The organism is Streptomyces sp. NRRL F-525 (genome assembly GCF_000716605.1).
GTDB lineage: Bacteria > Actinomycetota > Actinomycetes > Streptomycetales > Streptomycetaceae > Streptomyces.
In genome coordinates, this window is sequence record NZ_JNXE01000002.1 from 1 (window position 1) to 23,314 (window position 23,314).

At 69.8% G+C, this 23,314-nt stretch carries 20 protein-coding genes and 2 pseudogenes; 11 read left to right on the forward strand and 11 right to left on the reverse strand.

The window, feature by feature from the left end:
* Together OO69_RS03100 and OO69_RS03105 are read left to right on the forward strand one after the other, a co-directional pair.
* A partial coding sequence (locus OO69_RS03100) for a cytochrome c oxidase subunit I (RefSeq protein ID WP_033278818.1) occupies window positions 1-820 on the forward strand: 820 nt, incomplete at its 5' end.
* 5 nt (window positions 821-825) lie between these two features.
* The gene (locus tag OO69_RS03105) at window positions 826-1,167 is read left to right on the forward strand and encodes a hypothetical protein (protein WP_106970963.1); all 342 of its coding nucleotides are present in this window, start codon (window positions 826-828) and stop codon (window positions 1,165-1,167) included.
* Between the two features lie 49 nt (window positions 1,168-1,216).
* Here the strand turns inward: OO69_RS03105 and OO69_RS03110 are convergent, their stop codons facing one another.
* The gene (locus OO69_RS03110) at window positions 1,217-3,175 is read right to left on the reverse strand and encodes a ricin-type beta-trefoil lectin domain protein (RefSeq protein WP_033278820.1); all 1,959 of its coding nucleotides are present in this window, start codon (window positions 3,173-3,175) and stop codon (window positions 1,217-1,219) included.
* A gap of 169 nt (window positions 3,176-3,344) precedes the next feature.
* Here OO69_RS03110 and OO69_RS03115 point away from each other — a divergent pair, with 169 nt between their 5' ends.
* The gene (locus tag OO69_RS03115) at window positions 3,345-4,571 is read left to right on the forward strand and encodes a glycosyltransferase (RefSeq protein WP_033279198.1); all 1,227 of its coding nucleotides are present in this window, start codon (window positions 3,345-3,347) and stop codon (window positions 4,569-4,571) included.
* Here the strand turns inward: OO69_RS03115 and OO69_RS03120 are convergent.
* Complete coding sequence (locus OO69_RS03120; RefSeq protein WP_033278821.1) at window positions 4,568-4,966, reverse strand: VOC family protein; 399 nt, start codon at window positions 4,964-4,966, stop codon at window positions 4,568-4,570. The two genes, OO69_RS03115 and OO69_RS03120, sit on opposite strands and share 4 nt — an antisense overlap.
* A gap of 101 nt (window positions 4,967-5,067) precedes the next feature.
* On the opposite strand from OO69_RS03120, the gene OO69_RS03125 reads away from it, so the two are divergent.
* On the forward strand, window positions 5,068-6,069 hold the full coding sequence (locus tag OO69_RS03125; protein ID WP_063744408.1) for a helix-turn-helix transcriptional regulator: 1,002 nt from the start codon (window positions 5,068-5,070) through the stop codon (window positions 6,067-6,069).
* Window positions 6,070-6,156: 87 nt separating this feature from the next.
* Here the strand turns inward: OO69_RS03125 and OO69_RS03130 are convergent, their stop codons facing one another.
* The 4 genes from OO69_RS03130 to OO69_RS03145 all read right to left on the reverse strand — a co-directional run bounded on the left by OO69_RS03130 (window position 6,157) and on the right by OO69_RS03145 (window position 11,416).
* Window positions 6,157-6,600, reverse strand: a complete 444-nt coding sequence (locus tag OO69_RS03130) for a hypothetical protein (protein WP_158713349.1) — start codon at window positions 6,598-6,600, stop codon at window positions 6,157-6,159.
* A 20-nt stretch (window positions 6,601-6,620) separates the two neighbouring features.
* On the reverse strand, window positions 6,621-7,310 hold the full coding sequence (locus OO69_RS03135; protein WP_033278823.1) for a TetR/AcrR family transcriptional regulator: 690 nt from the start codon (window positions 7,308-7,310) through the stop codon (window positions 6,621-6,623).
* Between the two features lie 176 nt (window positions 7,311-7,486).
* On the reverse strand, window positions 7,487-9,343 hold the full coding sequence (locus OO69_RS03140; protein WP_033279200.1) for a cellulase family glycosylhydrolase: 1,857 nt from the start codon (window positions 9,341-9,343) through the stop codon (window positions 7,487-7,489).
* An 87-nt stretch (window positions 9,344-9,430) separates the two neighbouring features.
* Window positions 9,431-11,416 carry an elongation factor G gene (locus OO69_RS03145; RefSeq protein WP_033278824.1) on the reverse strand — a complete coding sequence of 662 codons (1,986 nt, stop codon included), beginning with the start codon at window positions 11,414-11,416 and terminating at the stop codon, window positions 9,431-9,433.
* Window positions 11,417-11,669: 253 nt separating this feature from the next.
* Between OO69_RS03145 and OO69_RS52420 the strand changes: the two are divergent.
* Together OO69_RS52420 and OO69_RS52425 are read left to right on the forward strand one after the other, a co-directional pair.
* Window positions 11,670-12,191, forward strand: a pseudogene (locus tag OO69_RS52420) (XdhC family protein); the annotation flags it as partial.
* Window positions 12,192-12,626: 435 nt separating this feature from the next.
* A pseudogene (locus tag OO69_RS52425) lies at window positions 12,627-13,295 on the forward strand (XdhC family protein); the annotation flags it as partial.
* A gap of 395 nt (window positions 13,296-13,690) precedes the next feature.
* Here OO69_RS52425 and OO69_RS03160 read toward each other — a convergent pair.
* Window positions 13,691-14,194 (reverse strand): metallophosphoesterase family protein, encoded by a 504-nt coding sequence (locus OO69_RS03160; RefSeq protein WP_033278825.1) that lies wholly within the window; start codon window positions 14,192-14,194, stop codon window positions 13,691-13,693.
* Window positions 14,195-14,312: 118 nt separating this feature from the next.
* On the opposite strand from OO69_RS03160, the gene OO69_RS03165 reads away from it, so the two are divergent.
* The 5 genes from OO69_RS03165 to rfbC all read left to right on the forward strand — a co-directional run bounded on the left by OO69_RS03165 (window position 14,313) and on the right by rfbC (window position 19,540).
* Window positions 14,313-14,774, forward strand: a complete 462-nt coding sequence (locus OO69_RS03165) for a MarR family winged helix-turn-helix transcriptional regulator (RefSeq protein WP_033278826.1) — start codon at window positions 14,313-14,315, stop codon at window positions 14,772-14,774.
* Window positions 14,771-16,168: an MFS transporter gene (locus OO69_RS03170; RefSeq protein WP_033278827.1), complete on the forward strand. Its 1,398-nt coding sequence runs from the start codon at window positions 14,771-14,773 to the stop codon at window positions 16,166-16,168. Before OO69_RS03165 ends, OO69_RS03170 begins: the two co-directional genes overlap by 4 nt.
* 12 nt (window positions 16,169-16,180) lie before the next feature.
* Window positions 16,181-16,774: a hydrolase gene (locus OO69_RS03175; RefSeq protein WP_033278828.1), complete on the forward strand. Its 594-nt coding sequence runs from the start codon at window positions 16,181-16,183 to the stop codon at window positions 16,772-16,774.
* Between the two features lie 137 nt (window positions 16,775-16,911).
* Complete coding sequence (locus OO69_RS03180) at window positions 16,912-18,879, forward strand: glycosyltransferase family 2 protein (RefSeq protein ID WP_033278829.1); 1,968 nt, start codon at window positions 16,912-16,914, stop codon at window positions 18,877-18,879.
* Between the two features lie 52 nt (window positions 18,880-18,931).
* On the forward strand, window positions 18,932-19,540 hold the full coding sequence (rfbC, locus tag OO69_RS03185) for a dTDP-4-dehydrorhamnose 3,5-epimerase (protein WP_033278830.1): 609 nt from the start codon (window positions 18,932-18,934) through the stop codon (window positions 19,538-19,540).
* Here the strand turns inward: rfbC and OO69_RS03190 are convergent.
* Genes OO69_RS03190 through OO69_RS03205 form a run of 4 tightly spaced genes read right to left on the reverse strand, consistent with a single transcriptional unit; the run spans window position 19,530 to window position 23,246 of the window.
* Window positions 19,530-20,333, reverse strand: coding sequence for a class I SAM-dependent methyltransferase (locus OO69_RS03190; RefSeq protein WP_033278831.1), 804 nt, complete (start codon window positions 20,331-20,333; stop codon window positions 19,530-19,532). The two genes, rfbC and OO69_RS03190, sit on opposite strands and share 11 nt — an antisense overlap.
* Window positions 20,330-21,211 (reverse strand): dTDP-4-dehydrorhamnose reductase, encoded by an 882-nt coding sequence (gene rfbD / locus OO69_RS03195; protein ID WP_033278832.1) that lies wholly within the window; start codon window positions 21,209-21,211, stop codon window positions 20,330-20,332. The genes OO69_RS03190 and rfbD overlap by 4 nt, the downstream gene beginning before the upstream one ends.
* A complete protein-coding gene (gene rfbB / locus OO69_RS03200) occupies window positions 21,211-22,182 on the reverse strand; it encodes a dTDP-glucose 4,6-dehydratase (RefSeq protein ID WP_033278833.1) in 972 nt (323 codons plus the stop codon). The genes rfbD and rfbB overlap by 1 nt, the downstream gene beginning before the upstream one ends.
* On the reverse strand, window positions 22,179-23,246 hold the full coding sequence (locus OO69_RS03205; RefSeq protein ID WP_033278834.1) for a glucose-1-phosphate thymidylyltransferase: 1,068 nt from the start codon (window positions 23,244-23,246) through the stop codon (window positions 22,179-22,181). The genes rfbB and OO69_RS03205 overlap by 4 nt, the downstream gene beginning before the upstream one ends.
* Window positions 23,247-23,314: the final 68 nt, after the last annotated feature.

Below are 23,314 nucleotides of genomic sequence, written 5' to 3' on the forward strand. Positions count from 1 at the left end.
GCCGATGTTCGGCTACATGGGACTGGTCGCGGCCACGATCTCCATCGCCGGCCTCTCCGTGACCGTGTGGGCCCACCACATGTACGTCACCGGCGGAGTCCTGCTCCCGTTCTTCTCCTTCATGACGTTCCTCATCGCCGTGCCAACAGGCGTGAAGTTCTTCAACTGGATCGGCACCATGTGGAAGGGGTCCCTGTCCTTCGAGACCCCGATGCTCTGGGCCACCGGCTTCCTGATCACCTTCGTGTTCGGCGGCCTGACCGGCGTCATGCTCGCCGCCCCGCCCATCGACTTCTCGACCTCCGACTCGTACTTCGTCGTCGCCCACTTCCACTACGTCGTCTTCGGCACCGTCGTGTTCGCGATGTTCTCCGGCTTCCACTTCTGGTGGCCGAAGATGACCGGCAAGATGCTCGACGAACGCCTCGGCAAGCTCACCTTCTGGACGCTGTTCATCGGCTTCCACGGCACGTTCCTCGTCCAGCACTGGCTCGGCGTGAACGGGATGCAGCGCCGGATCCCCGACTACCTGGCGGTGGAGGGCCTGACGACACTCAACACGGTGTCGACGATCTTCTCGTTCCTGCTGGGCCTGTCATTGCTGCCGTTCTTCTACAACGTCTGGAAGACGGCCAAGTACGGGGAGAAGGTCGAGACCGACGACCCATGGGGCTACGGCCGTTCGCTGGAGTGGGCCACGTCCTGCCCGCCGCCGCGGCACAACTTCGTCACGCTCCCCCGCATCCGCAGCGAATCCCCGGCGTTCGACCTGCACCACGCCGATATCCCGGCCCTGGAGCGGGAGTTGACGCCCCGGTGACCGCGATGGACGAACACCCCGTCGACACCGGGACCTTCCTCAACGACATCGAGGGCCACCTGCTGATCGCCGCCGCTCACGCGGAGGGCCGTATCGCCGCCGCCCGTTTCACGGCACGGCTCGGCTGGCTCACCGATGCCCAACGGGACGAGGTGGAGCGGCAGTTCGAGGCGGAGTACCTGGCGCTCAGCCGCCAGTCGTGGCAGCGCACGGCCGAGCGGGGCCGTCAACTGCGGGACGAGTACGAGGAGACGTACCGGCGACTGCGGCAACGGGCCCTCGCCTGCTGCCTGTTGGTGTGCGCCCTGCTCGCGGCGACGGGACTGGTCACCCTCGCGCTCACCTAGGGACACGCGTCCCGCCGGCCCTGACGACCGGCGGGACCATGCGCTGCGGCTACGTAAGCGTCCACTTCTGGTTGGTCGCCGTGCCGCAGGTGTACAGGATCAGCTGGGTCCCGTTGGCCGTGGCGGCGCCGGACGCGTCCAGGCACAGGCCCGCGTTGACGTTGGTCAACGTGCCGTCGGAGTTGGCGGTCCACTTCTGGTTGTTCTGGCCGTTGCAGTCCCAGATGACGACCTTCGTGCCGTTGGTGGTGCCGTTGTTGTAGGCGTCCAGGCACTTGTTGCCGTAGACCACGAGTTCCTTGCGGGAGGTGTACGTCCAGGCCTGGTTCTGGCCGCCGTTGCAGTCCCAGATCTCGGCCTGGGTGCCGTTGGTGATGGTGTTGTTGTAGACGTCGGCACAGCGGCCGGACTGGGTGCCGACGACCAGGGAGCCGTTCGTGCCCGGGATCGGCTGGACATTGACCGTGCCCAGGGTCGGCAGTGAACTGCCCGTCAGCGTCAGGGAGTTGGCCGATCCCTTGGACAGGTCGGCCTGCACCGAGATCGTGCCCGCGCTGGAGCCGGTCGGCGGGAAGGAGACCGTCGTCGCGGTCTGGCCGTTGACCTGGAGGGTGCCGGTGACGGCCGTGGAGCCGGTGTTGGTGTAGGTGACGTCGACGACGTTCAGGCCGGTGCTCGCCGCGCTGACGCCGGTGTACTTGCCGGTGGAGGTGGCGGTGTAGTTGGTGCTCGCCGCCTCGGTGCCGCCGCTGATCTTCAGGAACACGGAGCCGCCGGCCGGGACGCTGGCCGTGTAACTCGTGCCGTAGGAACCGATGTTGGCGCGGGACCACAGGTCGCGGACGGTGGCGGAGGCGGTGGTAAGGCCGAGGTCCGACCAGCGGACGGTGATGTTCTGGGCGGAGGAGGTGCGGTTGAGGAGGGTGACCGCGCGGTTGCCGAGGCCCGAGAGGACCTTGCCGTAGACCTGGAGTCCGGTCGTGTCCTCGGCGACCTTGACGCCCTGGAGGCCGCGCGCGTCCTGGTCGACGGCGACGACCTCGGGGTTGGTGAGGATGCCGGTGGTCTCGGTGGTGAGGGTTGTGAGGTCGTTTCCGGCGAGGAGGGGTGCGCCGGAGATCGCCCAGAGGGCCATGTGGGTGCGGTTCTGGGCGGCGGTGAGGCCGGGCATGCCGACCATCAGCATGTCGGGGTCGTTGTAGTAGCCGGTGTGCTGGGCGGCCGGGTGCAGGCCCTGGTCGAAGTTGGACAGCATGTTCGTCGTCGACGGCGAGTTGCCGTAGTAGATGATGTCCGTGCTCGTCCGGTACATGGGGGCCAGGCCCGGGGCCCAGTTCCAGGGGTTCTGGTAGCCCCAGTTGCAGATCGAGAGGGTCAGCGCGCGGCCGGTACTGGCGGTGGCCTTGGTGACCGAGGCGCTGATCGCCTTGTACGCCGTCGCCGCGTCGAGGCCCTCGGCGTCGCCGCCGCACCAGTCGACCTTCACGAAGTCGAAGCCCCACTGGGAGAACTGGAGCATGTCCTGGTCGTAGTGGCCCTCGCTGCCGGTGTTCGCGGCGGCGGGGCGGCCCGTCGGGTAGTAGTAGCCGCAGCCGTTCGCGCCGGCGTCCGTGTAGATGCCGGCCTTGAGGCCCTTGCTGTGGATGTAGTCGGCGATGGCGCTCATCCCGCCGGGCCACTCGCTGGTGTCGACGGTGATGTTGCCCGCGCTGTCGCGGGTGCCCTGCCACCAGCCCTCGTCGATGTTGATGTACTTGTAGCCGGCCGCCGGGAGGCCCGCGGCGACGAACGCGTCGACCTGCGCCTTGATGACGCTGTAGTCGATCTTCGCGGCGAAGCTGTTCCAGGAGGCCCAGCCCATCGGGGCGGTGGGGACCGCGATCTGACGGGTCGTCGAGGCGACGGGTGCCGTCCGGAGGGGGTCCACAGGCGCGGGTCTGGTGACGAGAAGCAGGGTGACTGCCGCTGCGGCCATCGCTAAGGCGCGCAGGATGGGGGTGCGGAACATGCGGCTCCTTTGCCGATATTTCGAACCTGGATCGGGTCGCCGAACGAAACGGCGCGCTGAAAGTAGAGCCACCCGGGGCCGAAGTCAACGCCTGTGACACGAGGGGCACTTGGCATCCCCCACCCGTCGGCCACCGGACGCGATACTGACCGGCGTGCGCGTAGCGATCATGACAGCGGGATCCCGGGGCGACGTGGCCCCCTACACCGGCCTCGGGCATGCCCTGGCCCGCGCGGGCCACGAGGTCACCCTTGTCACCCACGCGGGTTTCGCGCCCTTGGTGGCGGGCTCGGGCGTCGGCTTCCATCCCCTTCCGGTCGATCCCCGGGCCGAGTTGGAGTCCTCGCGGGGGCGCGGGCTGCATCGCAGTGCCTCGGGCGGGGGCAAGCTGCTGCGGGTGGTCACGATGGCGCGGGCGCTGGTCGGGCGGATGACCGACGACCTCGTGACGGCCGCCCGGGCGAGTGAAGTCCTGTTGCTGTCCAGCTCGTTGGGGCCGCTGGGGCATGCCGTCGCCGAGGGACTGTCGTTGCCGAGCATGGGCGTGTACCTCCAACCCCTCGCGCCGACACGGGAGTTCGCGCCGCCGGTGCTCGGGGGCGGTTCCTGGGGCGCGGTGGGCAACCGGGTCGCCGGGCGCGGGGTGAACCGGGCGGTGGAGCACGTCTTCACCGCCGCCGTACCGGAGGTGCGCTCCCGACTGGGCCTGCCCCGCACCCGGCCCGGCACCGCACTCCGCTCCCGGGAACGCCAGAACTGGCCCGTCCACCACGGCTTCAGCCCCCTGATCGTGCCCCGCCCGGCCGACTGGCGCCCCGGACTGACGGTGGCGGGCTACTGGTGGCCGTACGACGTCGACGCCCAACTCCCGCCGGAACTACGGGACTTCCTCGACGCCGGTCCGCCCCCGGTCTTCGTCGGGCTCGGCAGCGCCACCGTGCCCGATCCGGAGCGGCTGAGCGCCGAGATCGTGCGCGCGCTGCGCCGAGCCGGGTTGCGCGGGGTGATTCAGCGCGGCTGGGGCGGTCTCGAAGCGGCAGGGGACGACGTCCTGACCGTCGGCGAGGTCCCGCACTCGGCGCTGTTCCCGAGGATGGCGGCCGTGGTCCATCACTGCGGCGCGGGCACGACCGCGGCCGGGCTGCGCGCCGGGGTACCGGCCGTACCGGTGCCGATCCAGTTCGACGAGGGCTTCTGGGCCGCGCGCCTGGTCGCCCTGGGCGTGGCCCCGGCCGCCGTGCCGCTGCGCGGCCTGACCGCCGACTCCCTGTCCGCCGCGCTGGTACGGGCCACGCGTGAACCCGCGTACGCCGAGCGCGCGAAGGTTCTCGGCGCCCGGGTCCGCGCCGAGGACGGCGTCGCGCCCGTGCTCGCCGCCCTGGACACCCTGCCCTAGCGCTCCTGCCGCGCCACGGCCTCGGGGGTGACCGGCGTGAAGAAGTTGATCAGGTTGCCGTCGGGGTCCCGGAAGAGAAGGGAGCGGTTGCCCCAGGGCATCGTCGTCGGCTTCTGGACGACCTCGCAGTCGAGGGGCGCCAGGCGCTCGTACTCGGCGTCGACATCGGCGACCCGGAATTCCGTGATCACCGACTGGTTGGCGGCGGGGCGCGCGGAGTCGGTGCCGAACAGGGCCACGGTGCGGGTGCTCGCGACCGCCAACGTGCAGGCGGGCGTGACGAGTTCGGCGAAGTCGGGGGTCGACCAGGTGGCCGTGACGCCGGTGACCTGTTCGTAGAACCCGACGAGACGGGCGACGTCGTCGGTGATGACACGGATCGAGACGAAGTTCATGAGGGACGTCCTGTCGTATGCGGTACTGGCTGAAGGGGCGTCTCCCACGCTAGGACCGATACCGGACAGCTTCCGCCCGGTATCCGAGGCAGACTTTCGGAGTGACCACATCGACCGCCCGCGTGCTCGCCCTGCTGGAGATCCTCCAGGGCGGCGGCCTCCGTACCGTCCCCGACCTGGCGGCCCGCCTCGGCGTAGACGAACGGACGGTCCGCCGCTACGTCGGCCACCTGCTGGAACTGGGCGTGCCGGTCGACTCGGTCCGTGGCCGCTACGGCGGCTACCGGCTCGCCCCCGGCTATCGGATGCCGCCGCTGATGTTCACGGACGAGGAGGCCCTGGCCGTGGTGCTCGGGCTGCTGGCCGGCCGTAAGGCGGGCCTCGTCACCACATCCGCGGCGGCGAGCGAGAGCGCCACGGCGAAACTGCTGCGGGTCCTGCCCGCCGCCCTGCGCCGACGCCTCGACGCCCTCCTGGACACGGCCGACTTCACCGCACGGCCCCGTACCGCCGCCGCCCCGGAGACGGGGGTGCTGCTCGAACTGGCCGAGGCCGCGCTCCATCGGCGGCCGGTGGCGATCGGCTACACCGACCGCAGGGGCCGCGGCAGCGACCGTACCGTCCTGCCGTACGGTCTCGTGGCGCATGCCGGACGGTGGTATCTGACCGGCGCCGACCCTGCCGACGGCGAGGTGCGCACCTTCCGCCTGGACCGCATCACGTCGATGACCATGCGGTCCGGCTCGTTCGCCGTCCCGGACGACTTCGACCCGGCGGCCACGGTGCTGGACAGCCTCGCGCGCACGCCGTGGACGCACGATGTGTCGCTGCGGATACGGAGCAGCGTCCGGCACATCCGCACGCAACTCCCGGCCGAGATCGCCACCCTCTCCACGGTCCCGCCCGACGATCCAGAGGCCCGCGAAGACACCGGATGGGTCCACGTCCGGATCCGGGCCGAGCGGCTGGAGTGGATCCCGCCGATCCTCGCCGCTCTCGACCGCCCGTTCGTCATCGAGCGTCCCGCCGCTCTGCGCGATCTCGTACGCGCGCTGGCCCGGCGTCTCGACGAACACGCGATGGACGTATCGGAAGACCACTAGGCCGTATCTGATCGCGTCGCCGGTGTCCGGCCCCACCCCCAGGAGGGTGACGGAGATATTCCCGGTGAATTCACCGACCGGTGTGGATCAGGTGTTCCCGGTGCAGAATTGCGCCACGCGGCCGCCCGCACCGCAGGCGAAGATGGAGCGCGCGGTGAACACCTCACCCGTGTTGATCGGCCCGGGGCCGTACGTCTCCGATTGCGTGAGGATCTGCCTGGTCGTCGCGTCGTAGATCCCGACCCAGACAGCTTGGGTGGTGTTGCCGGGATCGTAGTATTCGGCGTGAATACCGCCGTTGCTGGTGTTCCACCACAGCCGGACCACCGCGGTGCCACTCCATTTCTCGGTCATCTCGACGAACGAGGCCGGTGCCTTGGTGGACGCGTTCGCCGTGCCGGTCTGCACGGCTGCGGTCGTCAGCAGCAATCCGGCCACGACGAGGGCAGTCCTGAATTTGCGCATCACGTTCCCCTGGTTTTCCTGGTCAAAGGGCAGCGGGTTCTGTCGCCCTTTGAGGATGGGGAGCACGAGGGGAACGCACAAGCAATTCAATCCTCGTCGAATAGCGCGTCCCGCGGCACGGCACGGCCGCGCCAGCCCGGCGGCTGCATGATGCCCAGCAGCTGTCGGACCAGTTCCTCCACCACCTCGTCCAGCGTGGCGTCCACCCAGCCCGCGCTCCAGTCGTGGAGGAGGCCGTTGACGCTGCCGATGAAGGCCGCGGCGGCGATACGGTAGTCGCGCCGTGCCGCCTCGCCGCGTTGGGCGGCGGCTCGTGCCTCTGCGCAGATGAGGTTGATCCAGCGGGCGCGGCGGGCGAGGCGCTGTTCCTCCAGGCGGGCGCTGACGCCGATGATCTCGACGAAGGTGATGCGGATACGGCGCGGGTCCACGGTGACGTTCGCGGCGTAGGCGTGGAAGATCGCGGTGGACCGCTCGGCGAGCGGCAGGCCCTCCGCCGTTTTCAGGGCGACGAGTACGGCTTCCTCGGCCCAGTCGTTGACCTGGAGGTGGAGGGCGGCCAGGACGTCCTCCAGGCTGCGGAACTCCTCGTAGAACTGCCGGGTGGACAGTCCCGCGGCCTCGCTGAGGGCGGCGACGGTCGTGGCGCGGTAGCCGGGGGTGTCGCCGAACAGCTGGAGCGCGGCGTCCAGGAAGCGTCCGCGCCGCTCGGCCTGCCGCTGCTCGGCGGACTTGCCGCCGTAACGACCGGTCGGCGCCTTGAGCCTGCCCGCCACTGTCACACCCCTGTCTCGTTGACCACCGGCCATCTTGTCGTGTCCGTGGTCTTGCGGAAAAGAGCACTCCTTCCTCACTTCTCATCAAGTTCACTCCGAATTTGCATTTGTTCGGATGTCTTCACATGACGACGCAGGGGCGCCGGTCTCCAGGAAGACCGGCGCCCCTGCGGTGCTCAGCTGTGCGATGCCGCCCACGCGGCCAGTTCGGACTTGGCCGCGCTCAGCAGCGTCGAGGAGGGGCTCGACGCGCCGTTGGTGATCAGGGCGTAGTGCAGGGTTCCCGAGCCGGTGGCGGAGAGCAGGAGGCGGTGGCTGCCGGTGCCGCCCGGTTCGTTCGCGTAGCCGATGGGGGTCGATGTCGTGTACGCCGGGACGCCCGAGATCGCTCCCAGGTCGGAGACCACGGTGGTGGACGCGGCCGGGAAGGACGCCGGGAGGTGGAGTTCGGTCGGGGCGGTGGAGCTGTTGGAGCGCCACATCAGCAGGCCGTACTGGCCGGAGCCGACCAGCGAGGACACGTTCGGGAGGGAGCTGGGGACCGGGTTCCAGGTCAGGGTCGTCGAGCCGTCGCGGGAGCGGTCCTCGTAGGTGAAGGCGACCGTGGTGCCGGCGGTCGCGCTCGGGTAGATCCGGTCGAGGAGGCGGGCGTCCTGACGGAGTGTCACCGTGCCGGAGTCGGTCATGTTGACGGCGGAGAGGTCCTCGTCGTTCCACGCGTCGCCGGAGGTGAGCACCTTGTCGGGGTTGTCGTTCATCAGCTCGTCGTGGCGGCCGTTGTAGATGTCCCACTGCCACTGCGTGCCGGAGAGGACCGGTCCGGAGCCGGCTGGGTTGGACCACCAACTGGCGCCCGGCAGACGGGAGTCGAGGGCCTGGTACATCGCCTTGAGTACGGTGGGCGCCTTGCCCGCGACCGTTCCGGACAGCGGGTGCCCGAACTCGCTGACGATGGCGGCGGTGCCGGCCGCGGCGGCCCGGTCACGGACCGTCCCGAAGTCGGTCGCGTACTGCCCGTCGGCCGCGTTGCCCCACATCAGGATGCCGGAGATCGCCTTCTGGTCGTAGAAATGGGTGTTGAAGACGTACCGCGAGCCGAGCGTACCCGCGTCGAGAAGTCCCCCCTCCTGCACCTGACTTGAGATGTTGGAGTTCCAGAAGAGGTTCGGCTCGACGAGGGCGGGCTTGGCGCTCCAGCCGGCCGCGTCCATCCGGGCCCGGAACTTCACATAGAACGGCCAGAGCAGGTTCTGTTCCCAAGTGCGGCTGGTCTGACCGGAGTCGTAGGTGCCGGCGAAGGGCTCGTTGTACGGGTCGAAGCCGACGACACCCGCGAACTCGTCGGTGCTCAGGTGCTGTTGGATGTACGTCATGGTCGACTGGGCGGTGGCGAGGAAGGAGTCCTGGAGGCCGTAGTTGTTGTGCCAGAAGTCGTACTGCGCCTTGGTGACGGCCGAGTTCTGGGTGATGTTCTGACCCCAGAAGAGGCAGATGCCGCAGGACTCCTGCGGGTAACTCCCCAGCGCCACGGCCCACTTGGGGGCGCCGTCGCCGGTGTACCAACTTCCGCTGTTGAACAGGTACTTGGAGTAGAGGTCCTGGTGAAAGTCGGGGTAGACGCGGATGCCGGCGTCGAGGAACGCCTGCATCTGCGCGGTGGCGGCGGCCAGGTACGTGGTGTCGACCTGGCCCCGGACGGGTTCGGCGTAAGCCCAGGAGAGCAGGAAGCGGACCGAGTTGCCGCCGCCGAGGGCGCGCAGCGCGGTCGCGGACTTCTTCGCGTCGGCGACCGAGGCGAAGGGGAGACCGTCGTTCTCCGCCAGTTTGGTCTCACCGGAGACGTTGTAGCCGCGCAGCACGACCTGGCGGCCGTAGCTGTCCACGAAGCTGCCGTTCTGCACGGTCAGCGCTGAACCGTCGAACCAGAGGGAGTCGGTTGGGGTGGCGGCGGTTGCTGGCCCAGCGCCCAGCACCGACAGGAATCCGCAGAGGACAACCAGGACAACGATCAAACGCGCCCGGATATTCGTCATGTCCACTACAGTCCGGTGATTTCCGGACACTGTCAACACTTCTGACTCACGAGTAAGTCTGCGCGCCACAGGCCCTGTTGACACATTTCAGGCCACCCGGCGCAGCACGTTCAACAGATACTCCTTCCGGTTCAGCGGGTTGTGGTCGGTGCGTGCCCGTTCCGGAACGATGCCGTGTGCAACGGCCGCGTAGTGGTCGAAGGCGCTCTCCCACTCGCCCTCCCCGCGCGTCAGCCCCGGCAACTGCCGCTCCAGCCCGTGCACTTGAGCCGCCGGCACCTCTCCTTCCAGCACGCACAGCGACCCGTGCGTCTCGGTGGTCCGCGGTACGGCGCGCAGCGCGGCCAGCGCCGGCAGCAGGGCGGCGAGGGTGTCGGCCGGGGCCTCGACGCGGAACCGGTGCATCGGCTCGTACACCTGGCTCCCCGCCCGCCGCAGCGCCTCGACGAGGACTAGCGGGGTCAGTCCGCGGAAGTCGGCGCCGGTGCTCGACATGCTCTTGTCGAAACCCTGGTGGGCGTGGCTCTGCCGGGGCGAGTAGCCGGAGTGCGTCATGGTGACCGCGCAGTCGGTGACCCGCCAGCCGTGCAGACCCTGCCCGAGCGTCTCGCGCACGGTGTCCTCGACGGCCTTGAAGAAGGCGTACGGCATCGCGCCCAACTCCACCTCCAGGCCGAACCGCACACCGGAGCCGACCGGGCCCGGTTCGACGCGCAGGCCGACCGTGGCGAGGAAGGGGTTCGCGTCCTTCTTGTTGAACTCGACCGCCGCGCCGGTGCCGTTGGGCCGCTCGATGCACAGCGGGGTCGTCTCACGGAAGGTGACGTGCACCCCGAACTCGTCGGCGAGCGTGGCCTGGACGACCTCCTTCTGGACCTCTCCGTAGAGGGAGACGGCGGTTTCCTGGCGTACCTCGTCGTGGCGCAGGCCGATCAGGGGGTCCTGTTCGGCGAGTTGGGTGAGGGCGAGGTGGAGGGCGCGGCGGTCGGTGTCGGGGCCCGGGACGACGGCGGTTTCGAGGGTCGGCGGCGCGAAGAAGTGCTCAACTTCCTTCCTACGTACGCCAATTGAGTCCCCGATCCGGATGTCGCCGAGGCCTCTCAGCTTGCCGATGCGGCCTGCCGGGAGGGAGTCGCATGCGATGTCCGTGCCGTGGTCGAAGACGGTGATCGCGGTGACCTTGCCCTCCTGGCCGATGTCGGAGGTGTCCCTGGTGTCGCCGAAGGTGATGCGGTCGCGGGTGCGGAGGGTGCCGGAGAACATCCGCGCGTAGGCGATCTTCTCCCCCGCCGGCCCGCGCTCGACCTTGAACACCGTGCCGGAGAGCGGGCCTTGGGGGTCTCCTTCGGCTGCGGGGAGGAGTTCCTTGATGCCGGTGATCAGGGCGTCGACGCCGGCGCCGGTGATGGCGGAGCCGAAGTAGACGGGGTGCACGAGGACTTGGCGGGTCTGGGTGGCGAGGGCTGCGCGCAGGAGGTCGTAGGACACGGTGTTCTCGACGTACGCGGTGAGGAGTTCGTCGTCGTGCTCGGCGAGGACGGCGGGTGCGTTCGGGCCGAGTCCCGGCAGGAAACCGGCCGCGCGGGTCCCGAGTCCCTCGACCGAGCCCATGGGCACGACGGCCGCCCGGAGCCGTTCGGAGATCGCCGGGAGGAGGTCGTCGTAGCGTGCGCCTCGTCGGTCGATCTTGTTGACGAAGAGGAGCGTGGGGATGCGCAGGCGTTGGAGGGTGCGCATCAGGATGCGGGTCTGTGGCTGGACCCCTTCGACGGCCGAGATGACGAGGACCGCGCCGTCGAGTACGCCGAGGACCCGTTCCACCTCGGCGACGAAGTCCGGGTGGCCGGGGGTGTCGATCAGGTTGACGGTCACGTCGTCGACCGGGAACGAGACGACGGCCGACTTGATGGTGATGCCGCGCCGGCGCTCCAGCGCGAGGGTGTCGGTGCGGGTGTTCCCGTCGTCGACGCTGCCGATCTCGTCGATCACACCGGCCGAGTGCAGGAGGCGCTCGGTCAGGCTGGTCTTACCTGCGTCTACGTGCGCGAGGATTCCGAGGTTGAGCAAGTGCACCTGGTGTCATGTCCTTTGGCGAGGGGGGCCTTCCTTCCTGGGCGGACATGAACGGTGCGCGCATCTCAGTACTCCTCGGTCGTCGCTGACTCGTCTCCGGTAGTGCAGCAGGGGTGGGGGTGCGGCGGCAACGGATTAACGCTGGGCCGGGGAGGTGGGGCGGGGTGGGCGCGTGGCGCTCCGGTGCAGGCCAGGGCCCGGATGCGAGGCTTGCGCCGTCCGGCGGCGGTGGTGGCGGTGACAGGAGCCGAGCATGCGTGACCTTCTCCCGGTGCTGAGCGGCTGGTACGCCGCGCGCGCCCCGTTCGGCCTGGCCACGGTCGTCGCGGTCAGCCGCAGCGCGCCGCGTGATCCCGGTGCGGCGATGGCGGTGGGGCCCGGCGACGAGGTCGTGGGGAGCGTGTCGGGCGGCTGCGTGGAGGGGGCGGTCTTCGAACTGGCGCGGGAGGTCGTCGCGAGCGGCGAGGCCCGCCTGGAGACCTTCGGCTACAGCGACGAGGACGCCTTCGCGGTCGGGCTCACCTGCGGCGGCGAGATCACCGTGCTGGTACGGCCGGTCACGCCCGAGATCGATCCCGCGTTCGGGGCGGTGGCGCGGTCGGTCGCCGCGGGTGAGCCGGTGACGGTGGCGACGGTGGTCGATGGGCCGGGGGTACGGGGCGCTGCGCTTGCTGTTTGGGCGGAGGGGGTGGGGGGTGGTGGTGATCTCGGTGGGGTCGGTGGCCTCGGGGGTGGGGGTGATCTCGGCGGGGACAGTGCCCTCGGCAGTGGCGGTGATCCCGGCGGGGACGGTGCCCTCGGCGGGCGCGGTGCCTCTGGTGCTTTCGGCGCCGCCAGCATCATCGGCACCTCTGGCGGCCTCGGTGGGCGCGGCTCCGCTGGTGATCCTGGTGAGCCTGGTGCTTTGGACGCCTCTGACGCCCTCGGCACCCCCGGTGCTCCGGGTACTCCCGGCACTCCCGGTACTCCCGGTACTCCGGACACTCCCAGCGCTGCCAGCACTCCTGGTACCTCCGGCACTCTCAGCACCTCTGACAAGCCCAGCGCCCCCGGCACTCCTCGCGCACCCAGCCCGCTCAGCGCCTCCGGCGTTCTCGGCAGCGCAAGCACCCCTGACACATCAAGCGCCCCCAGCACTCTCGATGCTTCAAATACCCCTGACACCTCAAGCACCCCGGGGATCTCCAACACCCCCGGCACCCCCGGCACCCTCGGCACCCTCGGCTCAACCGGCCTCGACATCGCGGTCACCGCCGACGCCCGGGGTGAACTCGCCCTCGGGGCAACCGGGTTGCGGCACTACGGCCCGCGCGGTGAGCGGCGTGAGGACTCCGTCACTGTGTTTCTGCACTCGTTCGCGCCACCGCCCCGGATGCTGGTCTTCGGGGCGATCGACTACGCGGCGGCGGTGGCCCGGATCGGTGACTTCCTCGGTTACCGGGTCACCGTGTGCGACGCGCGCCCGGTGTTCGCCACGCCGAAGCGGTTCCCGGCGGGGGTAGAGGTGGTCGTGGACTGGCCGCACCGTTATCTGCAGGGCACGGACACCGACGAGCGGACGGTGATCTGCGTCCTCACCCACGACCCCAAGTTCGACGTACCGCTGCTTGAGGAGGCGCTGCGCCGGCCCGCCGCGTACATCGGGGCGATGGGCAGCCGCCGTACGCATGACGATCGTATGCGTCGACTCCTCGAATCCGGCCTGGGCGAGGGCGAGTTGGCCCGCCTGCGCTCGCCCGTCGGCCTCGATCTCGGCGCGCGTACGCCCGAGGAGGTTGCCGTGTCCGTGGCGGCCGAGATCGTCGCGCTGCGGTGGGGTGGGACGGGGGCTCCGTTGACGGGGGCGGTGGGGGCGATTCATCGGGGACCGGCGGGGTGACCTGGTCGGCTCGGTGGGTGGGCCGGGGTATCCGTATCGGCCCCGGTCGTTGCCCTCGCGCCCAGGTGGAAGGAGGCGCGGCCCGTCCCCGGCGACGGGCCGGGAGATGAGCAGTTGGGCCGGTCCGGGAGCCCGGGCGGTGAGCTGCCTACCGGCGCGCGTGCCACCCGTGTGACACGCGCACCCGCGACGAGGACGGCCGCACGGTGTCGGCCTCGCGCCGGCCATCAGATTCGGGCGCTCACGTCCTCGGCTGTCGCGGCAACCATGCCAGTTCGCGGGTGCTCAACAGCCGTACCAGCTCCGCCAGTTCTCACGCCCCCAACGACCGCGGCAGCCCCGCCACGTATCGGCCACGGTGTCCTGCGTACCCCAGGAGGCGCCCGTGACCCCGGTCAGCCTCTCGGCGGCAACCGATGCAGCACAAGATCCGTCAGCCCACCGCCGTTCACTGTCGCCGTCATGTACGTGCAGTACGGCTGGCGCCGCCGGTCCGTCGGAGACCCCGGGTTCAGCAGGCGCAGGCCGCCCGCAGCGGTCGTATCCCAGGGAATGTGGCTGTGCCCGAAGACCAGGACGTCCAGGTCGGGATACAGGGCCGCGCAGCGTGCCTCGCGGCCCTGGGCGGGACCCGTCTCGTGGATGGTGCCGAAGCGCAGGCCGCCCAGCTCCGCATGGGCCAACTCCGGGAGCCGGGCGCGCAGTTCGGGGCCGTCGTTGTTGCCGTAGACAGCGACGAGTCGGCGGCTGCGGCTCTCCAGCAGGTCGAGGGTGGCCGTGTCGACCCAGTCGCCGGCGTGGAACACGACGTCGGCGCGCGGGAGTTCGGCGGGGAGTTGCGCGGGGAGTTCCCTGGCGCGCTTGGGGAGATGGGTGTCGGACATCAGGAGCAGACGCACGGTCTCAGCCTAGGGGCGGCCGGGGTTCCGGAGGAGCGTACGAGGCCGTCTGCGATCTACAGTCCAGACTGTGCAGTCTGGACTGGACAGTTTCCCCTGGCGGTTCTACCGTAGAGGTATGGATCACCAGCCCATCGAGACGCCCGCGGGTGTCTCCGACTCGGCGGCCCGCTCCGCCCGTGATCTGCGGATCGTGTTCAGCCGGCTGCGCCGCAGGATCCGGGAGGTCGCGGCCGACGAGGACCTCACGCCCTCGCAGGAGTCGGCGCTCACCCTCGTCGGCAAGCACGGCGCGGCCACGGCGAGCGCCCTCGCGTCGGCCGAGGGGGTCCGCCCGCAGTCGATGGCCGCCACCCTCGCCGCCCTCGACCAGCACGGGCTCATCCGGCGCGGCCCCGACCCCGAGGACGGCCGTAGGCAGCTCGTCACCCTCACTGAGGCCGGGCGCGAGCGGATCGAGGGCAACCGGCAGGTCCGCGGGGAGTGGCTCACGCGCGCCTTCGAGGACCGGTACACCGAGCAGGAGCGGCGGACGATCCTCGACGCGCTGGCGTTGATGGAACGGCTGTCCGAGCAGTGATACCCAAGCTCACCGAGGGATCACGGACCACGCGCCCCGCCCCCACCGGCTTCGACCGCCGCCTGATCGCGCCGATGGTCCTCGGCTCCGTTCTCAACCCGATCAACTCCTCGATGATCGCCGTGGCCCTCGTGCCGATCGGCATCGCCTTCGGGGCCCCGCCCTCGGAGACGGTCTGGCTGGTCTCGGCGCTGTATCTCGCCACCGCCGTGGGACAGCCGGTCATCGGACGCCTCGTCGACATGTACGGGCCGCGCCGTCTCTACCTCATCGGTACGGCCCTGGTCGGCGTCGCCGGACTCATGGGCGCCCTCGCGCCGTCGCTGGGCGTGCTCATCGCCGCCCGCGTCCTTCTCGGGTTCGGCACCTCGGCCGCGTATCCGGCCGCGATGCAGCTGACCCGCAGCGAGGCCGACCGCACCGGCAAGGACAGCCCGGCCGGTGTCCTCACCGCGCTGGCCATCTCCGCGCAGACCGTGTCGGTGATCGGACCCACGCTCGGCGGTTTCCTGATCGGCGTCGGCGGCTGGCGTGCCATCTTCACCGTCAACGTGCCGCTGTCCGTGGCCTGTCTCGTCCTCGGCGCGCTGCGGCTCCCGAAGATGAACAAGGAGACGGCGGGCACCCGGCGCGATGTCGACCCGCCCGGCATGCTCCTGTTCGCCGTCATGCTGGTCTCGCTGATGATGTTCCTGACCGCCCCCAGCCTCTCGGAGTGGTACCTCCCGGTCCTCAGCGCCGTCGCGGCCGTCGCCTTCGCGAGGCGCGAACTCCGCGTCCCGGAGCCCTTCGTGGACCTGCGCGTCCTCGGCGGCAACCTGCCCCTGGTGACGACGTACATACGGCAGTTCCTCGGTTACACGACCTCGTACGCCTTCCTCTACGGCTATACGCAGTGGCTGGAGGAGGGGCGCGGGCTGCACGCCTCCGCCGCCGGGCTCATCCTGCTGCCCCTGTCGGCCACCGCTCTCGGTGTCTCCACCCTCACCGGGCGCCGCGAGGCGATCCGCGCCAAGCTGCTCGTCGGCAGCGCCATCCAGGTCGTCGGCTGTGCGGGGTTGTTCCTCGTCGGCGCCGACAGTCCGGTCTGGCTGCTGCTCGCCGTCGGCGCCGTGCTCGGCATACCGCAGGGGCTGCTGGGTCTGGCCGGGCAGAACGCCCTGTACCGGCAGGCCGAGCCCGCGCGCATCGCGTCCGCCGCCGGACTGCTGCGCACCTTCATGTACCTCGGCGCACTCGCCGCCTCGGCGGCCACCGCGGCCTTCTTCCCGCACCGCGCCGACACCCCGGGACTGCACGACCTGGCCCTGTTCATGGCGATCGGGTCGGCGCTGCTCCTGGCGATCACCCTGCCCGACAGTTCACTCCGGACCCTCACACCCCGAACCTCCTGAAAGGCCCGCCCCATGGCACTCACCACCCTCGACCCCCGTACCGCTCTCGTCGTGATCGACCTCCAGGGCGGCATCGTCGGCGCCCCGACCCAGCCGTACAGCGGGCCCGAGATCGTTGCCCGTACCGTCGAACTCGCCGACGCCTTCCGGGCCGCCGACCTTCCCGTGGTCCTGGTCCGGGTCACCTTCGCCGCCGACGGCGCGGACGCGGTCCCCGGCCGCACCGAGCAGCAGCGCGCCGGCGGCGGGACCCGCCCCGAGGGCTGGGACGTCATCGTCGACGACCTGGCCGGACACCCCGCCGACATCCACGTCATCAAGCGGAACTGGGGCGCCTTCCACGGCACCGACCTCGACCTGCAGCTGCGCCGCCGCGGTGTCACGCAGATCGTGCTGACCGGCATCGCCACCAGCATCGGCGTCGAGTCCACCGCCCGTGCCGCCCACGAGCACGGCTACCACGTGACCCTGGCCACGGACGCGATGAGCGACCTGGACGCCGTCTCGCACGCCCACAGCATCGAGCGGATCTTCCCGCGGCTGGGCGAGACGGGCACCTCCGCCGAGGTCCTGGAACTTCTGGCCAAGACCCACGGCGAGAGCTGACGTCCGCCTACGCCGGGTAAACCGTTGCCCAACACCAGCCCAATGGGCGGCATCGGGACGGACCGGGTTAGCATCAGCCCACCGCGCCGTTCCACAAACAGGGGACGGGCGGCGCAAACAAGGGGGCTAGTAGCCGGATGTCGGTAAAGGTCAGTGTCGTCGTCCCTGTGTACAACCCAGGGCCTTATATCGAGGATTGCATCTCCTCTCTCCTCAGGCAGTCGCTGCCCAACGATGAGTACGAGGCGATCTTCGTCGACGACGGCTCGACGGACGGCACGCCCGCGCGGCTCGACGAGATCGCCGCCGAGCACCCCCACATGCACGTGATCCACCAGGAGGCGTCGGGCTGGTCGGGCAAGCCCCGCAACGTCGGGATCGCCGCCTCCCAGGGCGAGTTCGTCATGTTCGTCGACAACGACGACTACCTCGGCGACGAGGCCCTGGAGCGGATGTACGAGTACGGCGTGGCCAATGGCGCCGACGTCATCGTCGGCAAGATGGCCGGCAAGGGCCGCGCCGTACCCGTGGAGCTGTTCCGCAAGAACTATCCGCACGCGTCGGTCGCGACCGCGCCGCTGATGGACAGCCTCACCCCGCACAAGATGCTCCGCCGCGCGTTCCTGGACCGCATCAACCTGCGGTTCCCCGAGGGGCGTCGGCGCCTGGAGGACCACGTCTTCGTGACGGAGGCCTACCTCGCCGCGGACAACGTCGCCGTGCTCAGCGACTACGTCTGCTACTACCACATCAAGCGCGAGGACGCCTCGAACGCCGGTTTCCAGCGCTTCGACCCCGTCGGCTACTTCAAGAACCTGCGCGAGGCCCTCGACGTCGTCGAGAAGTACACCGAGCCCGGTGCGGCCCGCGACAAGATCTTCCGCCGCTGGCTGCGCGTGGAGATGATGGAGCGCCTCGGCGGCGGTCGGCTGCTGAAGGCCCCGGACGACTACCGACGTGAACTCCTCAAGGAGATCCGCGGTGTCATGACCGAGCGCTTCGGCCCCGGCGTCGCGGCCGGTCTCGGCCCGCGGCTGCGGGTCGTCGCGGCCCTCGCCGCCGCCGACCGCTACGACGACCTCGTCGAGCTGGCCGAGTGGGAGGCGTCCCTCAAGCCGACCGCGGTCCCCGGCGAGATCGAGTGGCGCGACGGCAAGCTGCTGGTCCACTACCAGGCCGAGTTCGTCATCGACGGCAAGCCCGCGGTCTTCGAGGCCAAGGGCGCGCCCGCTCCCAAGCACCCGGAGCCGAAGACCCTCACCGAGGCGACGGCCATGCTCACGGCCGACGCCACCGCCAACTTCAAGAAGGCGACGGCCGACCTCGTCCTGCGCGAACGCACCAGCGCCGCCTCGCACTTCCAGCCCGTGCAGCTCTCGCACGAGACGGTCCCCGACGGCGACGGCGTCCGCCTGGTGCTGCACGCCACGGCGACCGTCGACCCCGCCTCCGCGGCCGTCGGCTCCCCGCTGAGCAGCGGGCTCTGGGACACCTACGTCCGTGTCGTCATCGGCTCCTGGAACAAGGAGTGCCGCCTCGGCCCGGTCCCGCAGCACGGCGAGAACGCCGGGCACGCCGGTGTCGTCGCCGGCCAGGTCATGCTCCCGTACTACACGGAGCCGCACGGCAACTTCTCCCTGGACGTCGACAAGGCCAGCAAGCGCCTGGGCCTCGCCGACCTCAAGCCCGGCGACTTCACGGTCACCGGCGCCCGCGTCGGCGTCCTGCTCCCTTTCTACGTCCCCGCCACCACGGACGTCCTGCTGCGGCTGACCCACAAGTCGTCCGGTACGACCCTGGACGTGCCCGGTGTGGTCTCCCCCGAGTCCTCCGGCGCACGGCTGGCCGCCGAGGTGCCGGCCGCGGATCTGAAGGACGCGGGGTGGAACGCGTCGGTGTGCCTGACCCCGGCCGCGACCGGACAGCGTTTCCTGGCGCTGCCGGTACGGCTGACCGGTGACGCCGGCGGTATCCGGGTGGAGGCGGCGCCGAAGGCCCCCAAGTCCGCCGAGCCGAAGCCCGCGCCGAAGCCGGTGGCCGCCAAGCCCAAGCCCGGGCTGGCCTACCGGGTGGCACGCAAGCTGAAGCGCGCCCTGAACAAGTAGCGGTATCGGACAGCGAGTTGCGGTACCCGAGCAAGCCGGAGGACAAGAGAACGTGCGATCACTGGGGATTGAAGGCGCCTGGGTCCTGGAACCCAAGGTCTTCCCTGACGACCGGGGCAGTTTCCACGAGTGGTATCGCGATGAGGAGTTCCGCGAGGCCACGGGATACGACCTGGCTCTGTCCCAGGCCAACTGCTCGGTCTCGCGGCGCGGTGTGGTGCGCGGAGTGCACTTCTCCGACGTGCCGCCGAGCCAGGCCAAGTACGTGAAGTGTGTGCGCGGAGCCGTCCTCGACGTGATCGTGGACATCCGCGTCGGCTCTCCCACGTTCGGTCAGTGGGAGGCCGTCCGGCTGGACGACGAGTCCAAGCACGCCGTGTTCCTCGCGGAGGGTCTCGGGCACGCGTTCATGGCCCTGACCGACGACGCGACGGTCGTGTACCTGTGCTCGACGGGGTACTCCCCCGGCCGTGAGCACGGGATCAACCCGCTCGATCCGGCGCTGGGCATCGCCTGGCCCGAGGGCTTCGAGCCGGTGCTGTCCGACAAGGACGCGGAGGCTCCGACATTGGCAGAGGCGGAGCAGTCAGGACTTCTTCCGTCCTACGCGGACTGCTCCGCCTACTACGAGCGACTGCGGAGTGGGCAGCTCAGCGACTGACGCTGAGCTGCTCCACCGAGCGGCGCAGGGGCTCCCAGCCGCGGGACCGCTTGGTCCCGCGGTTGCGGGCCGCCGCGAGGGGTCCCCAGAAACCGGCGCCGAGCAGCGCCTCGGGCTGCACCGCGGTGGTGCGCTCCAGGATCGCCTCGGGCACCTTCTGCGGGTCCGGGACCTCGAACTCGGCGACGATCTCGTCGTACTTGTCCTTGAGGACGGTGCTGGTGGGGTCCGCGCCGAAGACCACGAGCTGACCGGTGGGCTGGGTGTCGACCAGGACCGTCACGAGGTCGGGACGGTAGCGGTTGAGGATCTCGACCAGCTTGTAGACGTCACCGGTCCAGGCGTCGGTGTGCCGGTCCCGGGCGGCCTCGTCGATGCTGCGCGGCAGCATGTCGTCGAAGACGATGACGCTGGCCCAGTCCGAGTGCTTCTCCACGTTGATGAAGTCGCGCAGCGCGTACTCGAACAGGTGCATGCCGTCGATGAACGACAGGTCCAGCGTGGTGGTCCGCCACCAGCCCAACGGGCTGCGGTTGCGGGCCAGTTGACGCAGCGGGTGGCGACCGCCCCGCAGGTGCACCAGCGGGTTGTCCCGGGCGAAGAAGTCGTCACTGGTCGCCTTGGCCAGGTGGACGTCACAGCGGATCTCCGTGACCACCTTGAACGCGGGATCGATCGCAACGCTGGGCACCCGGGAGAGCGTCAGGCTGCGGCCGTCGTTGACGCCGATCTCCAGGTAGTTGCGGTTCGCGGTTGACTTGTGGAGCCCCCGCAGGAACTCATGACGTTTCACGAAGAAATCTCCTTGCGGATGTGAGGAAGTGCTTCGTGCAGGGCGGACCGCCAGTCCCTCGGCGGTTCCAGACCGACCTCCCGCCACCGCTCGTGCCCGAGGGCGCTGTAGGCGGGGCGGGGCGCGGGACGGACGAAGGCCGCGCTCGTGGTGGGGCGGACACGCTCCGGGTCGGCGTCGATGAGCCGGAACACCTCCTGTGCGAGACCGTGCCAGCTGGTCTCGCCGGAGCTGGTCGCGTGGAACACCCCGTGCGCGCCTTCGACTTGGCCGATGCGCTCGCCGAGATCGGCGATCCGCACGGCGACGTCGGCGGTCCAGGTCGGTTGACCGTGCTGGTCGTCGACGACGTCGAGAGTGTCGCGCCGCGCCTCCAGCTCGATCATTGTGCGGACGAAGTTACCCCCACAGGCTCCGTACAGCCAAGCCGTGCGCACGACCGCGCTCGCACCTGGCAGTTCCTCCAACACGGCCTGCTCGCCCGCGAGTTTGGTCCGGCCGTAGGCGGTGCGCGGGGCGGTGGAGTGATTCTCCGGGTACGGCGTGCTGCGGGCCTCGCCGTCGAAGACGTAGTCGGTGGAGACGTGCACCAGCCGCGCGCCCGAGGCGGCGCAGGCGCGGGCGAGGAGCCGGGGCCCCTCGCCGTTGATGCGAAGGGCCCTCTCCTCGTCGGTCTCGGCGTCGTCGACGGCGGTGTACGCCGCGCAGTTGACCACCACGTCGGGGTGGTGCTCCGCGAACGCCCGGTCCACCGACGCGGGGTCGGTGATGTCCAGGGCGGCGCGGTCGAGACCGACGAACTGCTCACCGCGGCGGGCGAGTTCCTCCAGCACATCGTGGCCGAGCATCCCGCCGGCACCGGTGACCAGCCACTTCATCAGCCGCGCTCCACCCGTGCCTTGAGGGGCTCCCACCAGGCGCGGTTGTCGCGGTACCAGGCGACGGTGTCGGCGAGGCCGGAGGCGAAGTCGTGCTTCGGCTCGTAGCCGAGCTCGTCGTGGATCTTGGACCAGTCGACGGAGTAGCGCAGGTCGTGGCCCTTGCGGTCCTCGACGCGCTCGACCCGGTCCCAGTCCGCGCCGCAGGCCTCGAGCAGCAGGCCGGTGAGCTCCTTGTTGCTGAGCTCGGTGCCGCCGCCGATGTTGTAGACCTCGCCGGCCCGGCCCTTGGTGCGCACGAGCTCGATGCCCTGGCAGTGGTCCTCGACGTGCAGCCAGTCGCGGACGTTGAGGCCCTCGCCGTAGAGGGGGACCTTCTTGCCGTCGAGGAGGTTGCTGACGAACAGCGGGATGACCTTCTCGGGGAACTGGTGCGGCCCGTAGTTGTTCGAGCAGCGGGTGACGCGCACGTCCAGGCCGTGGGTGCGGTGGTAGGCCAGGGCGAGCAGGTCCGAGGACGCCTTCGACGCGGAGTACGGCGAGTTGGGCGCCAGCGGGTGGGTCTCGGGCCAGGAGCCGGTCTCGATGGAGCCGTAGACCTCGTCGGTGGAGATGTGCACGAACGGGGTGCGGTAGCGCAGGGCCGCGTCCAGCAGGACCTGGGTGCCCACCACGTTGGTGCGGACGAAGTCGGCGGCGCCGTTGATCGAGCGGTCCACGTGGGACTCGGCGGCGAAGTGGACGACCTGGTCCGTCTCGGCCATCAGCTTGTCGACCAGTTCGGCGTCGCAGATGTCGCCCTGGACGAACTCGAGGCGCGGGTGGCCTATTTCCAGGTTGTCGAGCGTGCCGGCGTACGTGAGCTTGTCCAGCACCGTGATGCGGGGCGCGTCAGCCGCGTCCGAGGCGAGGAGCGTGCGGACGTACGTGGAACCGATGAAGCCGGCGGCGCCGGTGACGAGGAGATTCATGAACGGATCTGCACCTTGCTGTGGTCTCCGAGAACGAGGCGGTGGGCGCTGGGTACCCCCGGAGCGGGGGTCACTTCGACGTGCTTGCCGATGAGCGAGGACTCGATCCGGCCCACCCCGGCGATGGACGAGTCCTGCAGCACTATGGAGAACTCCAGCTCACTGTCCGTGATCCGGCAGTTCTCCGCGACCGAGGTGAACGGTCCGACGTAGGAGTCGCTCACGACCGTGCCGGCCCCGATGACGACGGGTCCGACGATGCGCGAACGCTCGATGCGCGCGCCCTCCTCGATCACCACGCGGCCGATGGTCTCGGACACGTCGTCGACCTCGCCGTCGATGCGGCGGTCCATGCTCTCCAGGACGGTCCGGTTGACCTCGAGCATGTCGACGACGTTGCCCGTGTCCTTCCAGTAGCCGTGGATGACCGAGGAGCGCACGTCGGCGCCGTCGTCGATCAGCTGCTGGATGGCGTGGGTGATCTCGAGCTCGCCGCGCCAGGACGGCTTGATGGCGCGCACGGCGTCGTGGATGGCGGGCGTGAAGAGGTAGACACCAACCAGAGCGAGGTCGCTCTTGGGGTGCTCCGGCTTCTCCTCCAGGCCGATGACCTGGCCGGACTCGCTGAGTTCGGCGACGCCGAAGGAGCGCGGGTCGGGCACGTGGGTGAGCAGGATCTGCGCGTCGGGCTTGTTGGCCTGGAAGCCCTCGACGAGACCGGTGATGCCGCCGACGATGAAGTTGTCACCGAGGTACATCACGAAGTCGTCGTCGCCGAGGTACTCGCGCGCGATCAGTACGGCGTGGGCCAGTCCGAGGGGACGGTCCTGCGGGATGTAGGTGATCTGCAGGCCGAACTTCGACCCGTCACCCACCGCCTCCTCGATCTCCGCCGCGGTGTCACCGACGATGATGCCGACCTCGGTGATTCCCGCGTCGGCGAGCGATTCGAGCCCGTAGAAAAGGACGGCCTTGTTGGCCACCGGGACGAGCTGTTTTGCCGATGTGTGTGTGATCGGCCTCAGGCGGGATCCAGTGCCGCCGGAGAGAACGAGAGCCTTCATCGCTTCACCTTAGCGTCATCTTCGGACGTGCATCGTTCCTCCCTATGTTCGTTTATTACGACCGGCCA